This is a genomic window from Cryobacterium sp. Y50, assembly GCF_002929805.1.
Lineage (GTDB): Bacteria > Actinomycetota > Actinomycetes > Actinomycetales > Microbacteriaceae > Cryobacterium.
In genome coordinates this window covers 1-19142 of the sequence record NZ_PJJM01000092.1, presented here as the reverse complement: position 1 = coordinate 19142, position 19142 = coordinate 1, and the positions used below count along the sequence as shown (strand labels likewise).

Annotated in this window: 18 protein-coding genes; 10 read left to right on the top strand and 8 right to left on the bottom strand. The window is 64.6% G+C overall.

From position 1 onward, the window contains the following. The first annotated feature begins 8 nt into the window (after positions 1-8). Entirely contained in the window at positions 9-1571 is a 1563-nt protein-coding gene (locus CXY73_RS11140; RefSeq protein WP_104177742.1) for a DEAD/DEAH box helicase, read from the top strand. A 29-nt stretch (positions 1572-1600) separates the two neighbouring features. Here CXY73_RS11140 and CXY73_RS11135 read toward each other — a convergent pair whose 3' ends face one another. Further along, on the bottom strand, positions 1601-2470 hold the full coding sequence (locus CXY73_RS11135; protein WP_104135820.1) for a PHP domain-containing protein: 870 nt from the start codon (positions 2468-2470) through the stop codon (positions 1601-1603). Positions 2471-2558: 88 nt separating this feature from the next. Here CXY73_RS11135 and CXY73_RS11130 point away from each other — a divergent pair, with 88 nt between their 5' ends. After that, the gene (locus CXY73_RS11130; protein WP_104177741.1) at positions 2559-3605 is read left to right on the top strand and encodes an endonuclease/exonuclease/phosphatase family protein; all 1047 of its coding nucleotides are present in this window, start codon (positions 2559-2561) and stop codon (positions 3603-3605) included. Positions 3606-3692: 87 nt separating this feature from the next. Further along, entirely contained in the window at positions 3693-5237 is a 1545-nt protein-coding gene (locus CXY73_RS11125) for an aminopeptidase P family protein (protein ID WP_104177740.1), read from the top strand. A 71-nt stretch (positions 5238-5308) separates the two neighbouring features. On the opposite strand, the gene CXY73_RS11120 is transcribed toward CXY73_RS11125, so the two are convergent. Both CXY73_RS11120 and CXY73_RS11115 read right to left on the bottom strand, forming a co-directional pair. After that, positions 5309-5887: a general stress protein gene (locus CXY73_RS11120; protein WP_104135823.1), complete on the bottom strand. Its 579-nt coding sequence runs from the start codon at positions 5885-5887 to the stop codon at positions 5309-5311. A 47-nt stretch (positions 5888-5934) separates the two neighbouring features. Continuing rightward, positions 5935-6507 (bottom strand): hypothetical protein, encoded by a 573-nt coding sequence (locus CXY73_RS11115; protein ID WP_146071732.1) that lies wholly within the window; start codon positions 6505-6507, stop codon positions 5935-5937. Positions 6508-6726: 219 nt separating this feature from the next. Here CXY73_RS11115 and CXY73_RS11110 point away from each other — a divergent pair, with 219 nt between their 5' ends. The 3 genes from CXY73_RS11110 to CXY73_RS11100 are packed head-to-tail and all read left to right on the top strand — an operon-like array spanning position 6727 to position 9750. Continuing rightward, positions 6727-8058 (top strand): magnesium transporter MgtE N-terminal domain-containing protein, encoded by a 1332-nt coding sequence (locus CXY73_RS11110; protein ID WP_104177783.1) that lies wholly within the window; start codon positions 6727-6729, stop codon positions 8056-8058. Further along, complete coding sequence (locus tag CXY73_RS11105; RefSeq protein ID WP_104135825.1) at positions 8045-8587, top strand: DUF1003 domain-containing protein; 543 nt, start codon at positions 8045-8047, stop codon at positions 8585-8587. Before CXY73_RS11110 ends, CXY73_RS11105 begins: the two co-directional genes overlap by 14 nt. Next, entirely contained in the window at positions 8584-9750 is a 1167-nt protein-coding gene (locus CXY73_RS11100) for an Mrp/NBP35 family ATP-binding protein (protein WP_104177739.1), read from the top strand. The genes CXY73_RS11105 and CXY73_RS11100 overlap by 4 nt, the downstream gene beginning before the upstream one ends. Positions 9751-9792: 42 nt before the next feature. Here CXY73_RS11100 and ppk2 read toward each other — a convergent pair whose 3' ends face one another. Together ppk2 and CXY73_RS11090 are read right to left on the bottom strand one after the other, a co-directional pair. After that, complete coding sequence (gene ppk2 / locus CXY73_RS11095) at positions 9793-10614, bottom strand: polyphosphate kinase 2 (protein ID WP_199185348.1); 822 nt, start codon at positions 10612-10614, stop codon at positions 9793-9795. A 17-nt stretch (positions 10615-10631) separates the two neighbouring features. Further along, positions 10632-11021, bottom strand: coding sequence for a sec-independent translocase (locus CXY73_RS11090; protein ID WP_104135827.1), 390 nt, complete (start codon positions 11019-11021; stop codon positions 10632-10634). An 87-nt stretch (positions 11022-11108) separates the two neighbouring features. Here CXY73_RS11090 and CXY73_RS11085 point away from each other — a divergent pair, with 87 nt between their 5' ends. Then, complete coding sequence (locus CXY73_RS11085) at positions 11109-11741, top strand: O-methyltransferase (RefSeq protein ID WP_104177738.1); 633 nt, start codon at positions 11109-11111, stop codon at positions 11739-11741. 67 nt (positions 11742-11808) lie between these two features. Here the strand turns inward: CXY73_RS11085 and CXY73_RS11080 are convergent, their stop codons facing one another. The 3 genes from CXY73_RS11080 to dapE all read right to left on the bottom strand — a co-directional run bounded on the left by CXY73_RS11080 (position 11809) and on the right by dapE (position 14458). After that, entirely contained in the window at positions 11809-11985 is a 177-nt protein-coding gene (locus CXY73_RS11080) for a DUF3117 domain-containing protein (protein ID WP_092108645.1), read from the bottom strand. 82 nt (positions 11986-12067) lie between these two features. Next, on the bottom strand, positions 12068-13318 hold the full coding sequence (locus tag CXY73_RS11075) for a hypothetical protein (protein WP_233198275.1): 1251 nt from the start codon (positions 13316-13318) through the stop codon (positions 12068-12070). Between the two features lie 27 nt (positions 13319-13345). Next, on the bottom strand, positions 13346-14458 hold the full coding sequence (dapE, locus tag CXY73_RS11070; RefSeq protein ID WP_104135829.1) for a succinyl-diaminopimelate desuccinylase: 1113 nt from the start codon (positions 14456-14458) through the stop codon (positions 13346-13348). A gap of 17 nt (positions 14459-14475) precedes the next feature. Between dapE and dapD the strand changes: the two genes are divergently transcribed. The 3 genes from dapD (at position 14476) to CXY73_RS11055 (ending at position 18851) form a co-directional block, all read left to right on the top strand. Continuing rightward, on the top strand, positions 14476-15459 hold the full coding sequence (gene dapD / locus CXY73_RS11065) for a 2,3,4,5-tetrahydropyridine-2,6-dicarboxylate N-succinyltransferase (protein WP_104135830.1): 984 nt from the start codon (positions 14476-14478) through the stop codon (positions 15457-15459). A gap of 67 nt (positions 15460-15526) precedes the next feature. Beyond that, entirely contained in the window at positions 15527-18172 is a 2646-nt protein-coding gene (locus CXY73_RS11060; RefSeq protein WP_104177737.1) for a penicillin acylase family protein, read from the top strand. Between the two features lie 100 nt (positions 18173-18272). Beyond that, positions 18273-18851, top strand: coding sequence for a hypothetical protein (locus CXY73_RS11055; protein WP_233198274.1), 579 nt, complete (start codon positions 18273-18275; stop codon positions 18849-18851). Positions 18852-19142: the final 291 nt, after the last annotated feature.

The following is a 19142-nucleotide window of genomic DNA, read 5'->3' as shown; positions in this document are numbered from 1 at the left end:
ATACATTCGTGACTTTCTCTGAACTTAATATTGACCAGGACATGGTCGACTCCCTCGCCGCCACGGGCATCCTCGAACCGTTCCCGATTCAGACCCAGACCATCCCCCTCGCCCTCGCCGGCCAGGACATCATCGGTCAGGCCAAGACCGGCACCGGAAAGACCTTCGGCTTTGGACTTCCGGTAATTCAGCGCCTCGGAATCGACCCGGAGCCCGGTGTGCAGGCCCTCATCGTCGTGCCGACCCGCGAACTGTGCGTGCAGGTCTCCGAAGACCTCGAACTTGCCGCGGCGAACCGTAATACCAAGATTGTCTCCATCTACGGCGGCAAGGCCTATGAAGATCAGATCGAACAGCTCAAGGCTGGCGCTCAGATCGTCGTCGGCACCCCTGGCCGTCTGCTCGACCTCGCCGGCCAGCGTTTGCTCACCCTCGCCAACGTGCGCGAAATGGTGCTCGATGAGGCCGACAAGATGCTCGACCTCGGTTTTCTCTCCGACATTGAGAAGCTCTTCGCGCAGACTCCGGCGACCCGCCACACCATGCTGTTCTCGGCAACGATGCCCGGACCGATCGTGGCCCTGGCCCGTCGTTTCATGAACCGCCCGATTCACATTCGCGCGACCGATCCCGACGAGGGCCTCATGCAGGCCAACATCGAGCACCTGGTCTACCGTGCCCACAACATGGACAAGGACGAGGTCATCGGCCGCATCCTCATGGCCGAGGGCCGCGGCAAGACCATCATCTTCACCCGCACCAAGCGTGCCGCCGCGAAGCTCGTCGAGGAACTCGGCGACCGTGGCTTCAACGCCACCGCAGTGCACGGCGACCTGAACCAGGAACAGCGCGAACGCGCCATGGCCAGCTTCAAGAGCGGCAAGAAAGACATCCTCATCGCGACGGATGTCGCCGCGCGCGGCATCGACGTGGAAGACGTCACCCACGTGATCAACCACACCATTCCCGAAGACGAGAAGGCCTACCTGCACCGCGTCGGCCGCACGGGTCGTGCCGGCAAGACCGGAATCGCCGTCACCTTCGTCGACTGGGACGACCTGCACAAGTGGTCGCTCATCAATAAGGCCTTGGACTTTGGCCAGCCGGAACCGATGGAGACGTACTCCTCGTCACCGCATCTTTACACCGACCTGAACATTCCAGCCGGTTCCAAGGGCCGCCTGCGCGCCACCCCGGTGAAGGAGGTCACCGTGGGTGACGCTCGCACCGGCGGGGCCGGACGTACCGGCGCATCTCGTTCTGCCGGAGTGGGCAGCCGATCCGGCGCGGCACGCTCCGGTCGCTCCGAGAGCGGTCGTAGCTCCGGCCGTGGCGACTCTGCGCGCACCGGTTCCGACCGGCCAGCGACGAGCCCGGCCGCCGCCGACGCCAGTCGCCCCGCCCGGTCACGCACCCGCGTCGGCTCCAGCACGAACCCGGATGCCCCGGCGGCGACTCCGGCCGCCGGAACACACGATGGCGGTGGAGCCGAGCACCACGACGGCAATAACGCCCCGCTGCGTCGCAGTCGCACCCGTCGTCGCTCGCCGCAGACCGGCAGCACAATCTAGTCGCTGCGCAGCGCCACTCGAACAAGCAATCAGCCGTAAACCGGAGCCGAGCCGCGGCCCTCGGCGATGATGCGGTCGAGAACGTCGGGGGCTGTGGTGTTCTCGCCGAGCAGGTTGGGCTTGCCGGTGCCGTGATAATCGCTTGAACCCGTGACGTACAGCCCGAATTTGGCGGCGAGCTCGTGCAGCCGTTTGGTGGGCTCCGGATTGTTCTCGCGATGCTCGAGTTCAAGCCCGAACAGTCCGGCGTCGACCATCGTCTTCAAGCTGGATTCAGCGACGACGTCGCCGATGCCGCGGGTGGCGGGGTGGGCGATGACCGGCACTCCCCCGGCTGCGCGCACGAGTTCGATCGCTCGCAGGGGCTCGGGGGCGTAGTGCGGTTGAAAATAACCGGCCTTCCAGTGCAGAATGTCGGCGAAGGCCGCGCTGCGATTGAGGGCGTGCCCGCGAGCCACGAGAGCATCGGCGATATGCGGCCGCCCGACCGTGGCTTCAGGAGTGGTCTGGGCGAGCACGTCGTCCCAGCTCAGGTCGTAATCCACTCCGATGCGGGCGACCATCTCCTCGGCCCGGCTGAGCCGGGCTGCACGAACGCGGGTCATCTCGGCCAGCAGCGCAGAATCGTCCGGGTCAAAAAGATATGCCAAAAGGTGCACGCTGGAATACCGCACCCGGGTGCTAAATTCCATTCCCGGAATAAGTGTCAGGTGCTCGATGCGTGCGGCCGCGGAACCCTCAGCCCAGCCAGCCGACGAATCATGGTCGGTGAGAGCGATCGTGCCGAGCCCTGCCACGGCCGCGGCGTGCACGAGCTCCGCCGGAGTTTCGGTACCGTCGGACACGCTCGAGTGTGCGTGAAGGTCGATCGGACCCCGAAATTGCCGCGCGACTGCCATGACCCCATGCTAGTTGGACACCTGCGCCCGTTCACCACCGCCCACGGCACGAGTTATTCCCCAGAATACTGATCTAGGGTTCAGAATAATGTTCACCAGACTCCTTCGGGCACTGATTCTGATCGGTGCCGCCGTCATCCTGCTGGTCGTGACCTGGCCGCAAGCGTTCGGCTTGCATAACAGCTGGGTCGTCGCCCATCTGGTCTCCTTTCGCGCCGTGGCCGTCATCGGCGCGGTCGTCGGGCTCGTTCTGCTCGCCGTACTGCGGTTCATTCTTCCGCACCGTCGAACATTGGGAGTGGCCATGGTGCTGCTCGCCCTGTTCGGTATCGCCAACGTCGGCGTTCTGGCCTCCCGCGGTTTCTCGACGACGGTATCGCCCACCGAGGGTCTGGTCAGCGCCGAAGCGGATGCCGACTCCGTCACCGTGCTCAGTTGGAACACGCTCGGAGACGCTCCCGGTGCCGCGGTCATCGCCGCGCAAGCGCTGGCCCACAACGCCGATGTCGTGACCCTGCCCGAAACGACGGAGGAGACCGGCATTCTGATCGCCGAAGCGATGCGCGACGCTGGCCGCCCTATGTGGGTACACACCCTGGCCTTCGATCTGGTCTCCAAGGCCCGCTCCACCACCGTGCTGATCAGCCCCGACCTGGGCGCCTACGCGGTCACCAACGCGGCCGGGTCCGGGCCGCCCGGCAACACCAACGTGCTGCCGACCGTCGTGGCCGAACCGGTCGACGGTTCCGGCCCCACCATTGTGGCGGTGCATGCCGTTGCGCCGATTCAGTATGAGATGTCGAACTGGCGCAGCGATCTGGACTGGCTCGCTACCCAGTGCCAGGGCGACGACGTGATCATGGCGGGCGACTTCAATTCCACGCTCGACCATATGGCGGACCGCGCGAGCGGCGGCGACTCGGTGCTCGGCAACTGCTCGGATGCGGCGCTGTCCGTCGGTGCAGCATCCGTCGGCACCTGGCCGACCGCGTTGCCCGCGCTGCTCGGCAGCCCGATCGATCACGTGATGGCCACCCCCAACTGGCGGGTTTCCGGCCTGCAGGTGATCGAGTCGCTCGACGAGGCCGGAAGCGATCACCGACCGATCGTAGCGACACTGACGCCGGCCAGATAATTTCGGACAGTCACGCAGGATCCACTTATCGCAGCATCTGCAGCACCAGATCGGGGGCTGACCAGAGTGCGGTGCGAGAATGGGGGAATGGCTGATACTACTGCTCCCGCATTTATTCCTGCCGCGCGTTCGAACGAAAACCGTTCGACCACTCCGGGGTCTACCGGCTTCAAAGCTTTCATCGCGAGCGGGTGGGCCGAACGCACCGACGTTCTGCCCCCAGCCCGCGAGCAGGCGCCGTTCGCCGCCGAACGTCGCGCTCGGCTGTCCGCGCAGTACCCGGGCCAGCGCCTGATCATTCCGGCCGGCCGCCTCAAGCAGCGCTCCAACGACACCGACTACGCTTTCCGCGCCCACTCGGCCTTCTCCCACCTCACGGGCTGGGGCAGCGACAGTGAACCCGGCGCCGTGCTCGTGCTGGAACCGGCGGCCGCCGGCGGCCACGACGCTACCCTGTACTTTCGCGAGCGGGCCGGTCGTGACTCCGACGAGTTCTACGCCAACCCCGACATCGGCGAATTCTGGATCGGACCGCGTCCATCCGTCGCCCAGGTCGCCAGCGACCTCTCCCTTGAGGTGCGCGGCATCGCCGAGCTCGCCGCCGTGCTGAAGGTCGTCGATAGCGAAACCCTCGTGCTGCGTGAAGCCGACCCGAACTTCACCGAGCAGGTCGACGAAGCCCGTCTGCGTTTCGCCGCCGAGCGGGTGCTCAGCAGCAACGCCACCGATTCACCGTTCAGCATCGAAATCAACGCCGAACACGAACCCGACGCCGGTCTGGCCCTCGGCCTCTCCGAACTTCGCCTCGTGAAAGACGCCTTCGAAATTGCGCAGATGCGCCTGGCCATCGCGGCCACCTCGCGCGGCTTCAACGATGTCATTGCCGACCTTCCACGGTCGAGCGTGCACGCGCGTGGAGAGCGCCTGGTAGAAGGCGTGTTCAACACCCGCGCTCGCAGCGACGGCAACACGGTCGGCTACGACACTATTGCCGCCTCCGGCCCGCACGCCTGTATTCTGCACTGGACCCGCAACGACGGCGTCGTAGCTCCCGGCGACCTGATTCTCATCGACGCCGGCGTCGAACTCGACAGCTACTACACCGCCGACATCACGCGTACCCTCCCAGTGAATGGTGTCTACAGCGACGTACAGCGCCAGGTCTACGAAACCGTGCGCGAGGCAGCGGATGCCGCTCTGGCCGTCGTTCGCCCCGGCGCCATCTTTCGCGACGTGCACGCCGCCGCGATGCAGGTCATCGCGAAGCGCACCGCTGAGTGGGGAATGCTCCCGGTCACCGCGGAGGAGGCCCTGCTTCCGGACAACGGCCAGCACCGCCGCTACATGGTGCACGGTACCAGCCACCACCTCGGCATCGACGTGCACGACTGCGCGCAGGCGCGCCGGGATATGTATATGGACGGCGTGCTCGAACCGGGCATGGTCTTCACGATCGAACCCGGGCTGTACTTTCAGCCCGACGACCTCACCGTGCCGGCTGAATTCCGCGGCATCGGCGTGCGCATCGAAGACGACATTCTGGTGACCGCGACGGGTGCCGAGAACCTCTCAGCAGCGATCCCCCGCACCGCGAGTGAAGTAGAGGCCTGGATCGCCAAAGCCCAGCGCTAACAGGTTCGCTAGAGCGGGATAATGTTTGCTTCAGCCCTGCCGAAGCAAATATTTTCCCGCTCTAGCGTGAGTTAGTTGGGGGTGGGTGGATCCACGGGTGGGGTCACGGGTGGGGTCGCCGGTGGGGTCACCGTGGGTACCACGGGTGCTGGCTCGGCCTGGCGGAAGCCCGCGAGCAGGTTGCGGGCCCGGTTGACCAGCTCAACGTCGACAATGATCTGGTAGTTGGTCGCGATGACCTGCATGGTCGAGGTAAAGTCGCGGCGGCGGCGGTTGATCGCGTAGCTCGTAATGCCGAGTAGCATGCCGAAACCGGCACCCATGATCAGGGCGGCGAAGACGAACGGCAGGCTCGATCCGGTCGGCGAGAACAAAAAGAATAGAATCCCGAAGAAGATTCCCAACCAGGCACCGGATGCCGCGCCAGCGAGCGCGACCCGGCCGTAGGTGAGTTTGCCGGTCACGCGCTCGACACTCTTGAGGTCGTTGCCGACGATCGCCAGCTGCTTCACCGGAAAGTCCGCCTTGGCGAGCGCGTCGACCGCGCTCTGCGCATCGGCATAGGTGCTGTACGTCCCGAGCACCTCGCCGCGCGGCAACACGGGAGGCAAAACTGGGCGACGCCGGGGAAACAGACTCTGGTTGCTCATAGCATCATTCTTTCACGCAGACCTGTTGACCTGCCTGAGCGCGCACCTCAGGTTATCCATTCAATGGACTCGGCGAACGTCTCCTCACCGTCGTCGTCATCAAAGACATTGGCCACCATGTGGGTGACGAAGAGCGCAAAGCCCAGAGCAATGTCGTTGAAGAGCTTGCGGTCGAACGGACCATACCACGAGACACCTCCCGGGCTCTCGGGGTCCAGGTCGAGCCGGGTGATGGCGAAGTCCCCCTCCAGGGAGAGGATAACGATGCGGAGTGAGCGAAACGGCGCTTTTCCGCCGATCAGGTCGCCGAGGCCCCGTGCTTCCTCAGCGTTGAGTGCCAAGAGATGGGACAGCGAGACGGCATTGTCTGCGGTGCGATCGGTTGCGACCGCAAATTTCAGGTAGCTCATCCGGTCGCCGGAGACCAGGTGGATGGATTCGGCCTTGATCGATAATTGCCGATAGGCGACGATGTCGTGCGCTGCGTTCAGGAGGCCGGTGAGAGCCCGGCCGGCGGCGGCGCTGTCGCCGACTTTGCTGTAGTCGGGTGCGACTGCGCTCCAGATCAATTGCACGGCTCGCCTTGCCGCAGGAATGCCGCCCTTCGCCAGAAAGCTCAACGCTCGCCCTGCGCCCGGAAAGCGGGCCCGGCCGAGCACCGTGCAGCGACCGTTTCTACCAGCCTTCGACGGAAATCATGGACAAGTTTGCAAACGGTCATGAGCGCAACCCTATTCCGTGCCAGCAATTCGTGCCTGGCCGCCATTGTCGGGCTAGTAGCCGACACGGGGAAGTCGTGCCGGGCCGCCAATGTCGCACCAGTGGCCTACATTTATATTGTGAGTTCCACAAGAGTTTTTGTCGCCCGACTGGCCGGGTGCACCGTTTTCGACCCCGCGGGCGACCGCGTGGGCAAGGTGCGCGATGTTCTTGTGGTGTATCGAAAAAATGACCCGCCCAGCGTCGTCGGATTGATCGTGGAGATCCCCGGTAAACGACGCGTGTTCGTGTCAATCAACCGGGTCACCAGCATCGGCAGCGGCCAGATCATCACGACCGGCCTCATCAATGTGCGCCGCTATGAGCAGCGCGGCGGCGAGGTGCGCGTCATCGCCGAACTTCTCGGCCGCAAGGTGCTCTTCACTGACGGCTCGGGCGAAGCCACCATTGAAGACGTCGCGATCAAGGAGGGTACGGAGGCCGACTGGGCGATCAGCCAGCTCTTCGTGCGTCGCCCAAAGACCAGCGCCTCCCCCTTTGTCAAGGGCATCACGACCTTCGCAACCTGGGCCGAGGTCCGCGAGAAAGAGACCGAAGGCCAGGCACAGTCCGCCGAACACCTCATCGCGACCTATTCCGATTTGAAACCGGCCGACCTCGCCAATACCCTGCTCGATCTGCCGCGCGAGCGCATGTTCGAGGTGGCCGGTGAGCTGCCCGACGATCGCCTCGCCGACGTGCTCGAGGAAATGCCCGAGACCGATCAGGTCGGCATTCTGACCAGCCTCGGCGATGCCCGCGCCGCCGATGTGCTTGATCAGATGCAGCCCGACGATGCGGCCGACCTGATCGCCCAGCTGCCCGAGGAGCGTGGCGAGCAGCTGCTCGACCTGATGGAGCCCGAAGAAGCCGAAGACGTGCGGTTTCTGCTCTCCTACGCCCCCGACACGGCCGGCGGCCTCATGACGACCGAGCCGATTATTGTCTCGGCCGATGCCACCGTCGCCGAAGGGCTCGCGCGCATCCGTCGTCACGATCTTGCCCCAGCACTCGGCGCGGCGATCTGCGTGACTCTGCCCCCCTACGAAGCACCCACCGGTCGTTTTCTGGGCATGGTCCATTTTCAGCGGATGCTGCGCTACCCACCCCACGAGCGGCTCGGCACGCTGCTCGACGCGGGTCTGGATCCGGTGACCGCCGACACGTCGGCCGCCGAAGTCAGCCGTATTCTGGCGAGCTACGACCTCGTATCGGTGCCCGTGGTCGATGAGAACTACCGACTGGTCGGGGTGGTGACGATTGATGACGTGCTCGACTACTTGCTGCCCGACGACTGGCGCAGCCATGACGGTAATGACGACGTGCGTCGACGCGCCGCCGCCCGCAGCGAGATGAGAACCGGCAGTATCCCACTACCCGGAGCGCAAAGGACGACTCGTGGCCCGCAATAATCGCGCCGACCTGCGCCTCGATGCGCCCAAAGGATTGCGAACCGGCAACCTCGTGGGTCTCGGGCGCAACGGCGGCCACAGCCGGGACCGGTTCGGCCGCTTCACCGAGGCCATCGCCCGCGGCATGGGAACCCCGTGGTTTCTGCTCGGGCTCACCCTGTTCGCCGTCGCCTGGATCTCCTGGAACACTCTGGCGCCGGTGGCGTGGCGCTTCGACTCGGTCGCCCTCGGCTTCATCGCGCTCACCCTCGTGCTGTCCATGCAGGCGTCCTATGCTGCTCCGATGATTCTGCTCGCGCAGAACCGGCAGGACGACCGCGACCGGGTGCAGTTCGAACAAGACCGTCAGCGGGCCGAACGCACCCTCGCCGATACCGAATACCTCGCCCGCGAGGTTGTGGCGCTGCGCATCGCCATCAAGGACATGGCGTCGAAGGACTTCATTCGCGCGGAACTGCGCGCGTTGCTTGAGCATTTGGACGAACGCACAGACCCAGACAGCACCAAGGAAAGCCGCCCCACCGTATGACTCTTGATCCACTGATTTCAACGAACGATAGCATCCGCTCGCGCGTCTTCATCGCCCTGGCCCGGGTGACCGACCCCGAGATTCGCAAGCCCATCACCGACCTCGACATGGTGTCCGGGGTGACGGTGAGCGACGACGGGCAGGTGAACGTCGGCATCCGCTTGACCATTGCCGGTTGTCCGGCCGCTGTGCGGATCGAGAGCGACGTTCTCGCCGCCGCCGAGTCGGTATGCGGACCGGGGCGCGCGAGCGTCGAGGTCGCGATCATGACCCGCGAGCAACGCACCGCACTGACTGAGAAACTGCGCGGCGGCCAGGTAGCACGCAGCGTGCAGTTCGGCCCGGAGTCGCTCACCCGCGTCTATGCGATCACGAGCGGTAAGGGTGGCGTCGGCAAGTCCACCGTCACCGCGAACCTGGCTGTTGCGCTCGCCGGCGAAGGCCTGCGAGTGGGAATCGTAGACGCCGACGTGCACGGTTTCAGTATTCCCGGTCTGCTCGGCCTGGTGCACGACGGCCTCGCAGTCAAACCGACCCAGGTCGGCGACATGATTTTGCCGCCGATCGCGCACGACGTGAAGGTCATCTCGATAGGCATGTTCATCGACGACGCGTCGGCCGCGGTCGCCTGGCGCGGACCGATGCTGCACCGCACGATCAAACAGTTCCTGACCGACGTGTACTTCGGCGACCTCGACGTGCTGCTGCTCGATCTTCCACCGGGCACCGGCGACGTCGCCATCACGGTCGGCCAGCTGCTCCCCCACGCCGAGGTCATCGTTGTGACCACGCCACAGTCCGCGGCGGCGGACGTGGCCGAGCGCAGCGGAATCGTTGCCCGCCAGACGGGGCAGAGCGTCTACGGCGTGATCGAGAACATGTCGGCGATGGTGCAGCCCGACGGTAGCCTGCTCGAGCTGTTCGGTTCAGGCGGCGGCGCTGAGGTCGCCACGCGCCTCTCCGTCGGCCAAGATGTTCCAGTGCCGGTGCTAGCGCAGGTTCCGCTGAGCCTGGCCTTGCGCAGCGGCGGTGATGCCGGACTCCCTGTTGTGCTCGGCGCGCCCGACGACCCGGCCGCTCGCGTCATTCTGGAGCTCGCGCACCGCATGAAAACGCGGGCACGCGGGCTGGCGGGCCGCAGTCTAGGCCTCACGCCGCACTAGCCGACTCGATGGAACCGCCCGGGGAAACCGCCCTGCGGAGCCTTATTCCTTCGGCTTCACCAACGTCGCCGCATGGTCGGGAATCTGATGGTTCTCCTCCCGCGGCGGCCGTTCATAGTCCGAAGCCGGTGGTCTGGGCGGAATGTGCACCTTCGGCGGGTCCGTTTTCTCGTAGGGCACGAGCGAGAGCAGATGGCTGATCACGTTCAACCGACTGGCCCGCTTGTCCTCACTCTCGACCACCCACCAAGGCGCTTCGGCGATGCCGGTGTGCACGAACATCTCGTCCTTAGCCTTGGAATACTCGACCCACTTGGTGATCGACAACACATCCGTTTCGGAGAGCTTCCAACGCCGCATCGGGTCCTTCTGCCGGGAGCGAAACCGTCGTTCCTGCTCCAGGTCAGACACCGAGAACCAGTACTTGACCAGCAGAATTCCATCTTCGACGAGCATCCGTTCTAACAGGGGTGTCTGGTGCAGAAACCGGCGATATTCGTCGGAGCTGCAGTAGCCCATCACCCGCTCGACGCCGGCCCGGTTGTACCAGGATCGGTCCATCAGCACGATTTCACCGGTCGAAGGAAGGTGCTCGAGATACCGCTGAAAATACCACTGGCCGCGCTGGCGCTCGGTCGGCATCGGCAGGGCGACGATGCGAGCGACCCGAGGGTTGAGATATTCGGTGATGCGCTTGATCGCCGAACCCTTGCCGGCGGCATCGCGGCCCTCGAAGATCACCACAACGCGGGCACCGGACGCCTTCACCCACTGCTGCATCGTGACCAGTTCGGCCTGCAGCCGGGCCAGTTCGGCCTCGTAGACAGACTTTTTCACTCGTTTGGGCTGCTTCGACTCGGTCATCCGTTCTCCTTAGAGCGTTAGGTGGCCTCAGAGTCGAACGGGGCCGGCTCGAGCGCGGTCAGGGCGGCTTCCCTGGCACGTTTGCGTTTCAGATAGGCGCCGTCTGGGTTGGGCTCGGCCCGGGAAATCGACGCGGATTGCTCCTTGACCGGGTCTTCATCGGCGAGGGCTTCTCGAATGATGCGTCGCGGGTCATACTGCCGCGGGTCGAGTTTTTTCCAGTCCAGATCGTCGAACTCCGGACCCATCTCGTCACGCATGCGATCTTTGGCACCGTTGGCCATGTCGCGCAGCTGGCGCACGAGGCGAGCGAGTTGGGCGGCATAGTGCGGCAATTTGTCGGGACCGAGCAAGAAGACGGCGATGATCCCGATCAGCAGAATCTTCTCGAATGTCAGCCCAAACATGTCCCTAGAATATCTGCCCGGCGGGGCATCCATGGACCATGCCCACCTCGGCCCTAGTCTTGAGCTAATCATCTACTGGAGTTATTTGTGTCTGACATTGAATTGAACTGGAAGTTCTCCGACGACTGTGTCGTCGAATCCGAAGCCATCTCGCGCGCACGTCAACAATCCCTCGAACTCGGAATCGACGCGATTGCACCCTCGGTGGGCGCACAATCCGCCGTGATCGCCGCCGCCACCGGGGCGCGCAGCATCCTCGAGGTCGGTACCGGGGCCGGAGTATCGGGGATCTGGCTGCTCACTGGCGCGCCCGGCGCCACCCTGACCTCGATCGATACCGAGGTCGATCATCTGCAGCACGCCAAGGCCAATTTCACCGAGGCGAAGATTCCGGCCAACCGGGTTCGCCTGATCACCGGGAAGGCCGGCGAGGTGCTGCCCCGCATGAACGAAAATTCTTACGATATTGTGTTCGTGGACGCCGACCCGCAGTCGGTCATCGAATACGTCGAACATGGCCTGCGCCTGGCCCGCCCGGGCGGAACCGTACTCGTGGCGCATGCCCTGTGGCGCGGACGCGTCGCCGACCCCGCGCAGCGCGACGACGTCGCCACCGGTTTCCGCACGCTGCTGACCGAGATCGCCGGGTCGAGCGCCGTGATCAGCGCGCTCTCCCCCGTCGGCGACGGACTGCTGCAGATCACCAAGCTCAACGCTTAACCTCCCATACATAAAAAGAACGGCTGCGCGAGCAGCCGTTCTTTTTATGTTCTGTACTCGAAAAACGCTACTTCGCCGCAGCGACAACCCCTGCGAGTGCATCGTGAAGTTCCTTGGCCTCGGCGTCGTTGACTGAGACAACGAGCCGACCCCCACCTTCGAGCGGTACACGCACGATGATCAGGCGCCCCTCTTTTACCGCCTCCATTGGACCGTCTCCGGTCCGTGGTTTCATGGCCGCCATGAACTCCCCTTCCATTCGTCTTTGTATACCCATTATCGACTATCTCGGCCCGAGACGTAAATTAGGGCCCTTTCGCGGTCGTTTAAGGCGGCGTCCAGTCGTAGCCGTCCACTCCCCAGCAGATCAGCAGCCAGCCCCACTGCCCGGCCGCGCAGACCAAAACGATCGCCACGCGATAGGCCCGGTTACGCGGCATCGCGGCCGCGCCGAGCAGCGGAAACATCGGCATGAGCAGCCGAAAAGTGCTCGACTGGGGAAAAAACACCGCGAGCAGGTACAGAGCGTAGCTCGCCAGCCACAGCCGCAGGTCAACGCCGAGACGCCGTACAGCGGGTGTGAAGAGCAGCAGGGCGAAGGCCAGAATCAGCGCGGTCACCACGACGATGCCCAACGGGCTGCCGAGCCACCAGACGCCGCTCTGGAACCAGGCCGTGAACGGCACGAGCTCCTGATAGCCGATGTAGGGTGCTCGCCAAGCGAGTTCCGTGTCGGTATAGGCCATCAGGTCGCCGGTCACCGCCCAGGCAGCGAGCGGCCAGACCAGCCCCAGCAGCGCACTGAACAGGGTAACGGATGCCGCCAGCATCCGTTCTCGAGGCGCAAAAGGGTCACGCCCGCGCGTGACGAACCGATAGATCACGTGCAGCCCGAGCGCGAGCGCGAAGGCCAGCCCGCTCGGCCGGGTCAGGGCCATCACCGCGATCACCGGAAACAGCAGCCAATAGTGGCGTTCGAGCAGCAGGTAGAGCGCGAGGGTCAGAAAGAAAAGGTACATCGACTCGGCGTAGGCGAACTGCAACAGGGGCGACAGCGGGGCGACACAGAACAGCACGACCGCGAACAGGGCCGTGGCCGGCGACTGAACCCGGGCCATCAGCCGGTAGAACAGCAGGGCGGTGCCGAGGCTGAAGACGACCGAGACGAACACCGCCACCGGCGCCCAGGTGAACCCGGTCAGTTCCATCAGCAGTCGCGCCAGTACCGGGTATCCCGGCATGAACGCCCAAGCATTCTCACCGACCTGACCGGTCTCGGTTACGGGCAGCACACTCGGGTAGCCGACAACAGCGACGATGTTGTACCAGTTGCCGTCCCACATATTGGCAAAGTCGGTGTATTTCGGGCTCGCGCCGGTCCACGCGTTGGGGCCCTGCACGCTCGCCAGAATAACGACAAGGCTCGTCGTGACCACGCGCGACAGCGCCCAGACCGCGATCACCTTGCCCCACCACGGAGTCAGCCGATAGCGGGCGTGCCAGGTGGCGGGTATCAGGTGGGCGGGCGGGCGGTGGAAGTGTGGGCGGCGGGTGGCCTGGCTGCGGGAGCGCAGCATCCGCTCAGTCATTGTTCTGTCGCTGCGTTAGCGAACGGATGCGCTCAGCCAGGCGCGCAGACCGCTCTCGCAGGCCGTGATCTCTTCTACGGCCACGCGCTCGTCATCGGCGTGCGCCTTGAGCGGGTCACCGGGCCCGTAGTTGACGGCCGGAACTCCGAGGGCCGAGAAGCGAGCGACATCGGTCCAACCGTATTTGGGCCTGGCGATACCGCCGACGGCGGCGAGGAATTCGCGGGCGAGCGGGGCGTCGAGGCCGGGCCGGGCGCCCTCGGCACGGTCCACGACCGTTAGGTCGTAGCCGGCGAACAACTCGCGCAGATGAGCGACAGCCTCATCGCCGCTGCGGCTCGGAGCGAAGCGGTAGTTGACGTGTACCATGCACTCGTCCGGGATGACATTGCCGGCGACGCCGCCGGTGATGCCGACCGCGTTGAGTCCCTCGCGGTAGACGAGGCCTTCGACCTCGACCTCGCGGGCCTGATACCCGGCCAAAATGTTCAGAATGGCTGCAGCCTTGTGGATGGCGTTCTCGCCGACCCAGCTGCGCGCGGAGTGCGAGCGCAGTCCGAAACAGCGAATCTCGACCCGCAGGTTGCCGTTGCAGCCGCCCTCGATCTGGCTCTTGGTCGGTTCGCCGAGAATGGCGAAATCGCCCTTGAACAGGTCGGGCCGGTTACGGGCCAGACGGCCGAGGCCGTTGAGTTCGTCGGAGACTTCTTCGTGGTCATACCACATCCAGGTCACGTCGACGCCGGGGGCGCTCAGTTCGGCGGCGAGCTTGAGTTGCACGGCGACGCCGGCCTTCATGTCGGTGGTGCCGCGGCCCCACAGGTAGTCGACGCCGTCGATGGTCTCGTAGCGGGTCGGCAGGTTGTCGTTGAGCGGAACGGTGTCGATGTGGCCGGCGATGACGACGCGCTGGGCACGATTCAGGTTGGTGCGAGCGACGACGGTGTCGCCATCGCGAATGATTTCGAGGTGCTCGAAGCCCTCCAGCGCGACGACGATCGCGTCGGCCAGTGCGGTCTCGTTGCCGGAGACCGACTCCATATCGCAAATTTGCCTGGTCAGTTCGACCGACGTCGCCGTCAGGTCGAGTACGGTGAGTTTCGCTGGGGCCGGAAGTCTAGAAGTCACTCTACTAACCTAGAGGTATGCCCTCCGTTCTTACCGAAAACGTCACAGCCGCACCGACCCAGGCGTGGGGGTACGGTCTCGCGACCGTCGCCACCGACGGCACCGTGCTCGACACCTGGTTTCCGTCCCCGGCGCTCGGTACACTGCCGACCGGCCGCGATCGCTGGATCGTTCCGGCCGAACTCTGTGAGGCAGCCGGCGACGACGCCCGTCGCGCGGTGCGCCTCGAAGCCGTCACCGTAGAGATCACCCTCGACGCGACCCCGGCCAACACGTCGGATGCCTATCTGCGGCTACATCTGCTCTCCCACCTGCTCGTTCTGCCGAACAGCATCAACCTCGACGGCATCTTCGCGCACCTGCCCACCGTGGTCTGGACCAACGTCGGCCCCATGCTGCCGGTCGACTTCGCACGGCTTCGTCCGGCCCTGCAACGTGCCGGAATCCAGGCCAGCGGCGTCGATAAGTTCCCGCCGCTGCTCGACTACGTCGTACCGGCCAGCGTGAGAATAGCGGATGCTTCACGCGTGCGGCTCGGCGCCCACCTCGCCCCCGGTACCACCGTGATGCACGAAGGCTTCGTCAATTTCAACGCCGGAACCCTCGGCTCCTCAATGGTCGAGGGCCGTATTTCGCAGGGTGTCGTGGTCGGTGACGGCGCCGATATCGGTGGCGGGGCATCCATTATGGGAACTCTCTCCGGTGGCGGAACCCAGCGCATTTCGATCGGCGCCCGCGCCCTGCTCGGCGCCAACTCCGGCGTCGGCATCGCCATCGGCGACGACAGCGTCGTCGAGGCTGGGCTCTACGTCACAGCCGGCACCAAAGTGATTCTGGTCGGCGAGCCGGTCGGCGACGACGGCACGCGGCCGACGGTGAAGGCCGTGGAGCTCTCTGGCGTGCCCAACCTGCTCTTTCGCCGCAATTCCATCTCCGGCGCCGTCGAGGTACTCGCCCGCAGCGGCAGCGGCATCACACTGAACGCCGCGCTGCACGCGTAGCTGCTGCAGAGCGGATGTCAGCGGGTTCCGCTAGCATCCCGGTAGAGGCAACACACGAGGGAGTGATGTGGGGACCGACGCACCGCGCAGCAAGGGCCATCGCCACATTCGGCGGTTATTGATCGCGCTCGGTGTGGTGCTCAGCCTCGTTCTGGTCACGGCCGGGCTGGGCGTTTGGACGGTGACACGCTCGTTTCCGACCCTGTCCGGATCCGTCAACATCGAGGGCTTGTCGAGCACGGTAACCGTGACCCGTGACGACGCCGGAATACCTCAGATCACGGCGAAGACCGCGGCCGACCTGTTCCTGGCCGAGGGATACGTGCATGCCCAGGACCGCTTTTGGGAGATGGATTTTCGCCGGCACGTGACGAGCGGTCGACTGTCGGAGCTGTTCGGCGAGAGCCAGGTGGGCACCGACACGTTTGTGCGTACGCTCGGCTGGCGCACCGTCGCCGAACAGGAGGTAGCACTGCTCGACCCGGTCACACTCGGCTACTACCAGTCCTACGCCGACGGGGTGAACGCCTACCTCGACACCCATGACGGCGCCGATCTGTCGTTAGAGTATGCCATTTTAGGCCTGCAGAACCCTGGGTATGAGGTCGAACCGTGGACTCCGGCGGACTCGGTCGCCTGGCTCAAGGCAATGGCCTGGGACCTGCGTTCCAACCTCGATGATGAGATCGACCGAGCGCTGCTGTCGATGACGCTCACACCGAGCGAGGTGAACCAGCTGCACCCCGAGTACCCCGCGGGAACGCACCCGACCATTACCGGCAGCCAGACGGTCGTCGTTCCTTCGGCCGGGGCGCCGGATGCTGCCGAACCGACCGCTGAACCTACGTCCGAGCCGTCCGCCAGCACCAGCCTTGACTCGACCATCGAGCCAGCGTCCGTCGATTCCTACGCGGGAGCACTCACCGAGTTGCGCGCCGCACTCTCTTCGGTTCCGGAGCTGCTCGGACCGGCCGGCGGCGAGATCGGTTCCAACTCCTGGGTCGTCGCGGGCTCTCTCACCGACACCGGCCTGCCGCTACTGGCCAACGACCCGCACCTCGGGCCGGCACTGCCCTCGGTCTGGTACCAGGTCGGGCTGCGCTGCCAGTCAATCAACGCCGACTGCCCGTTCGACGTCGCCGGGTACAGCTTCTCCGGCTTGCCGGGCGTCATCATCGGTCACACCGCGCGCATCGCCTGGGGTTTCACTAACCTCGGACCCGACGTCGCCGACCTCTATATTGAAAAAGTAACCGGCGACAGCTACGAATTCGACGGCGCAGCGAAGCCGCTTTTGCTGCGCGACGAGAAGATCTCGGTCGCCGGCGGTGACGATGTCAAGATCGAGATTCGCTCGACCGAGCACGGACCACTGCTCAGCGGATTTAAGGGCACCACTTACCAACGCATCGCCAGTGACTATCCGACAGTGGCTGAACTACCGCCGGCTTCCTCCGGGGCAGAGTCCGGCGCTGAGGCCAGCACGTATGAGCTATCCCTGCAGTGGACCGCGCTGGCACCCGGGCGAACGGCATCCGCAATTTTCGCGCTCAACCAAGCGACCGACTGGACCAGCTTTCGGGCGGCCGCAGCCCTGTTTGAGGTTCCGGCGCAGAACCTGACGTATGCCGACGTCGACGGCAATATCGGCTACCAGGCTCCCGGACTCATCCCCATTCGGGCCAGTGGAAACGGCACCCTCCCGGTGCCAGGCTGGACCAGCCAATACGGCTGGACCGGCTACATTCCCTTTGATGCGCTGCCGAGCACTTTCAATCCATCGAGCGGATACATCGTCACGGCCAATAACGCCGCCGCCGATCCGGGTTCCCCGAACCTGCTGACGGCCGACTGGGATCTCGGATATCGAGCGAACCAGATCACCGCTCGACTGCAGAACCTCATCGCGGTCGGGACTCCGCTCACCACAGAGCTGATGAGCGACATTCAGGGCGACAACTACAGTGCGATCGCCGCGGCGCTGGTGCCACGGCTACAGGAGGTGCGCCTCCCCGGTTCAGCAGCCGAGGCGCAACAGCTGCTGGATGGTTGGGACTACCAGGTAGATGCCGACAGCGCGGCGGCCGCCTACTTCAACGTGATCTGGCGTACGTTGCTGAAGGACATGTTCACCGGCAAGATCGACGACGGCGCCCATCTCACCGGTGGTGACCGGGCGTTCTCCGTGGTGACGAGCCTGCTCGGCCAGCCTGACTCGCCGTGGTGGTCCAACCCCACCTACGGCACCGTCGGCCAGGAGAGCATGTTGCGGCGGGTGATGACGAGCGCCGCCACCGAGAGTGCCGACCTGATGGGGTCTGACCCGGCTGACTGGCAGTGGGGCAGCATTCACACGCTCGACCTCAAGAACGCGAGCTTCGGCGAGTCGGGGATCGCCCCGCTGGAGTGGCTGTTCAACCGCGGACCCTACGAGCTGGCGGGCGGATCTACCGTCGTGAACGCCGTCGGGTGGGATGCCACCCAGGGCTACCAGGTCGACTGGGTGCCCTCGATGCGGCAGGTGATCAGCCTGGAGGACTTCGACGACTCCACCTGGATCAATCTCACCGGGGCATCCGGTCACGCCTTCCATTCCAACTACATCGATCAGGCGCCGCTCTGGCGCGATCATGAGACGCGTCCGTGGTTGTTCACCCCGACGACTATCAAGGACGACGCGACCGACACGCTCACCCTCGAGCCCGCCGCGTAGCCTGATTCTGGTCCCAACACCAGCCTGTGGAGAACTTTGACGGGGTTGTAGCAATCCGGTCTATGGTGGCCCCATGCGAAACCCGCCGCATGGACACCCCGTGCACAGAGCTGTGCTCACCGCTGCCGTGCTTTTCCTTGCCAGTACGCTGAACGGATGCATGGCCGCTCCCGTCCCGCCCAATTCGGGTCCGCCCATCGTGGAGGCGACCGCCACTCCCAGTGCGAGTCTCCCGGCCTTCGCCTCGAACGACGAAGCTCTCGCTGCCGCGAAGGCGGCGTATACGACCTACCTTGCAGCAGGTGATACTGCCCGTGCAACGGATTCTGAATCATGGAAGGCATATTTGTCCCTTACTACAGGCACGGAACACGACGGCGCAGAGCAAGCCGGCAAGCTGATGGAGGAAAAAGGCTGGTCGTTTACCGGGGTCACCCTGTTTGATTCAATGACCATTCAATCATCCCAGACCCTGGCAGATTCCACTTGGGAGATACGCACATACCTCTGCCTAGATCTCAGCGCCTCCGACACGGTCAACGAGGCCGGTGAGTCCGTGGTCAAACACGACGATTCCCGCTCGCCGATGGTCGTCGTCTTCGTTACGCCCGACAGTAATTCCCGACAACTGCTGATTTCGGAGTCCCCAATATGGTCCGGTTCAAACTTCTGCTCATAGTCTCAGCTCTGGCGACGATGGCGCTCACAATTACGCCTACAGCACCCTCTTACGCGGATCCTGAGGACTGCACCTTTGCGCAGAAAAAGGCAGGAGTCTGCCCTACATCTCCACAGACAGGCGGTATCGCCAATGGCGAAGGAGTCGACCTCTCAGCCGAAAGCGATGAACGTTCAGTTGGCGAATCGGATAAGGCGAAGGAAGCTGGCCGCGGCTCGGCGGGCAGCCAAGTACGACCGACTATGTGCGTGAGCCACAAAACGACAACAACAGCCAGCCAATGGGTTCCGT

What these genes read in the sequence shown, in the direction of transcription:
- dapD (WP_104135830.1), top strand. Translation starts at nt 14,476, where the DNA reads ATGCCCTCCGTTCTTACCGAAAACGTCACAGCCGCACCGACCCAGGCG.
- CXY73_RS11135 (WP_104135820.1), bottom strand. Translation starts at nt 2,470, where the DNA reads ATGGCAGTCGCGCGGCAATTTCGGGGTCCGATCGACCTTCACGCACAC.
- CXY73_RS11100 (WP_104177739.1), top strand. Translation starts at nt 8,584, where the DNA reads ATGACTCTTGATCCACTGATTTCAACGAACGATAGCATCCGCTCGCGC.
- CXY73_RS11075 (WP_233198275.1), bottom strand. Translation starts at nt 13,318, where the DNA reads ATGCTGCGCTCCCGCAGCCAGGCCACCCGCCGCCCACACTTCCACCGC.
- CXY73_RS11125 (WP_104177740.1), top strand. Translation starts at nt 3,693, where the DNA reads ATGGCTGATACTACTGCTCCCGCATTTATTCCTGCCGCGCGTTCGAAC.
- ppk2 (WP_199185348.1), bottom strand. Translation starts at nt 10,614, where the DNA reads ATGACCGAGTCGAAGCAGCCCAAACGAGTGAAAAAGTCTGTCTACGAG.
- CXY73_RS11120 (WP_104135823.1), bottom strand. Translation starts at nt 5,887, where the DNA reads ATGAGCAACCAGAGTCTGTTTCCCCGGCGTCGCCCAGTTTTGCCTCCC.
- CXY73_RS11080 (WP_092108645.1), bottom strand. Translation starts at nt 11,985, where the DNA reads ATGGCGGCCATGAAACCACGGACCGGAGACGGTCCAATGGAGGCGGTA.
- CXY73_RS11130 (WP_104177741.1), top strand. Translation starts at nt 2,559, where the DNA reads ATGTTCACCAGACTCCTTCGGGCACTGATTCTGATCGGTGCCGCCGTC.
- CXY73_RS11090 (WP_104135827.1), bottom strand. Translation starts at nt 11,021, where the DNA reads ATGTTTGGGCTGACATTCGAGAAGATTCTGCTGATCGGGATCATCGCC.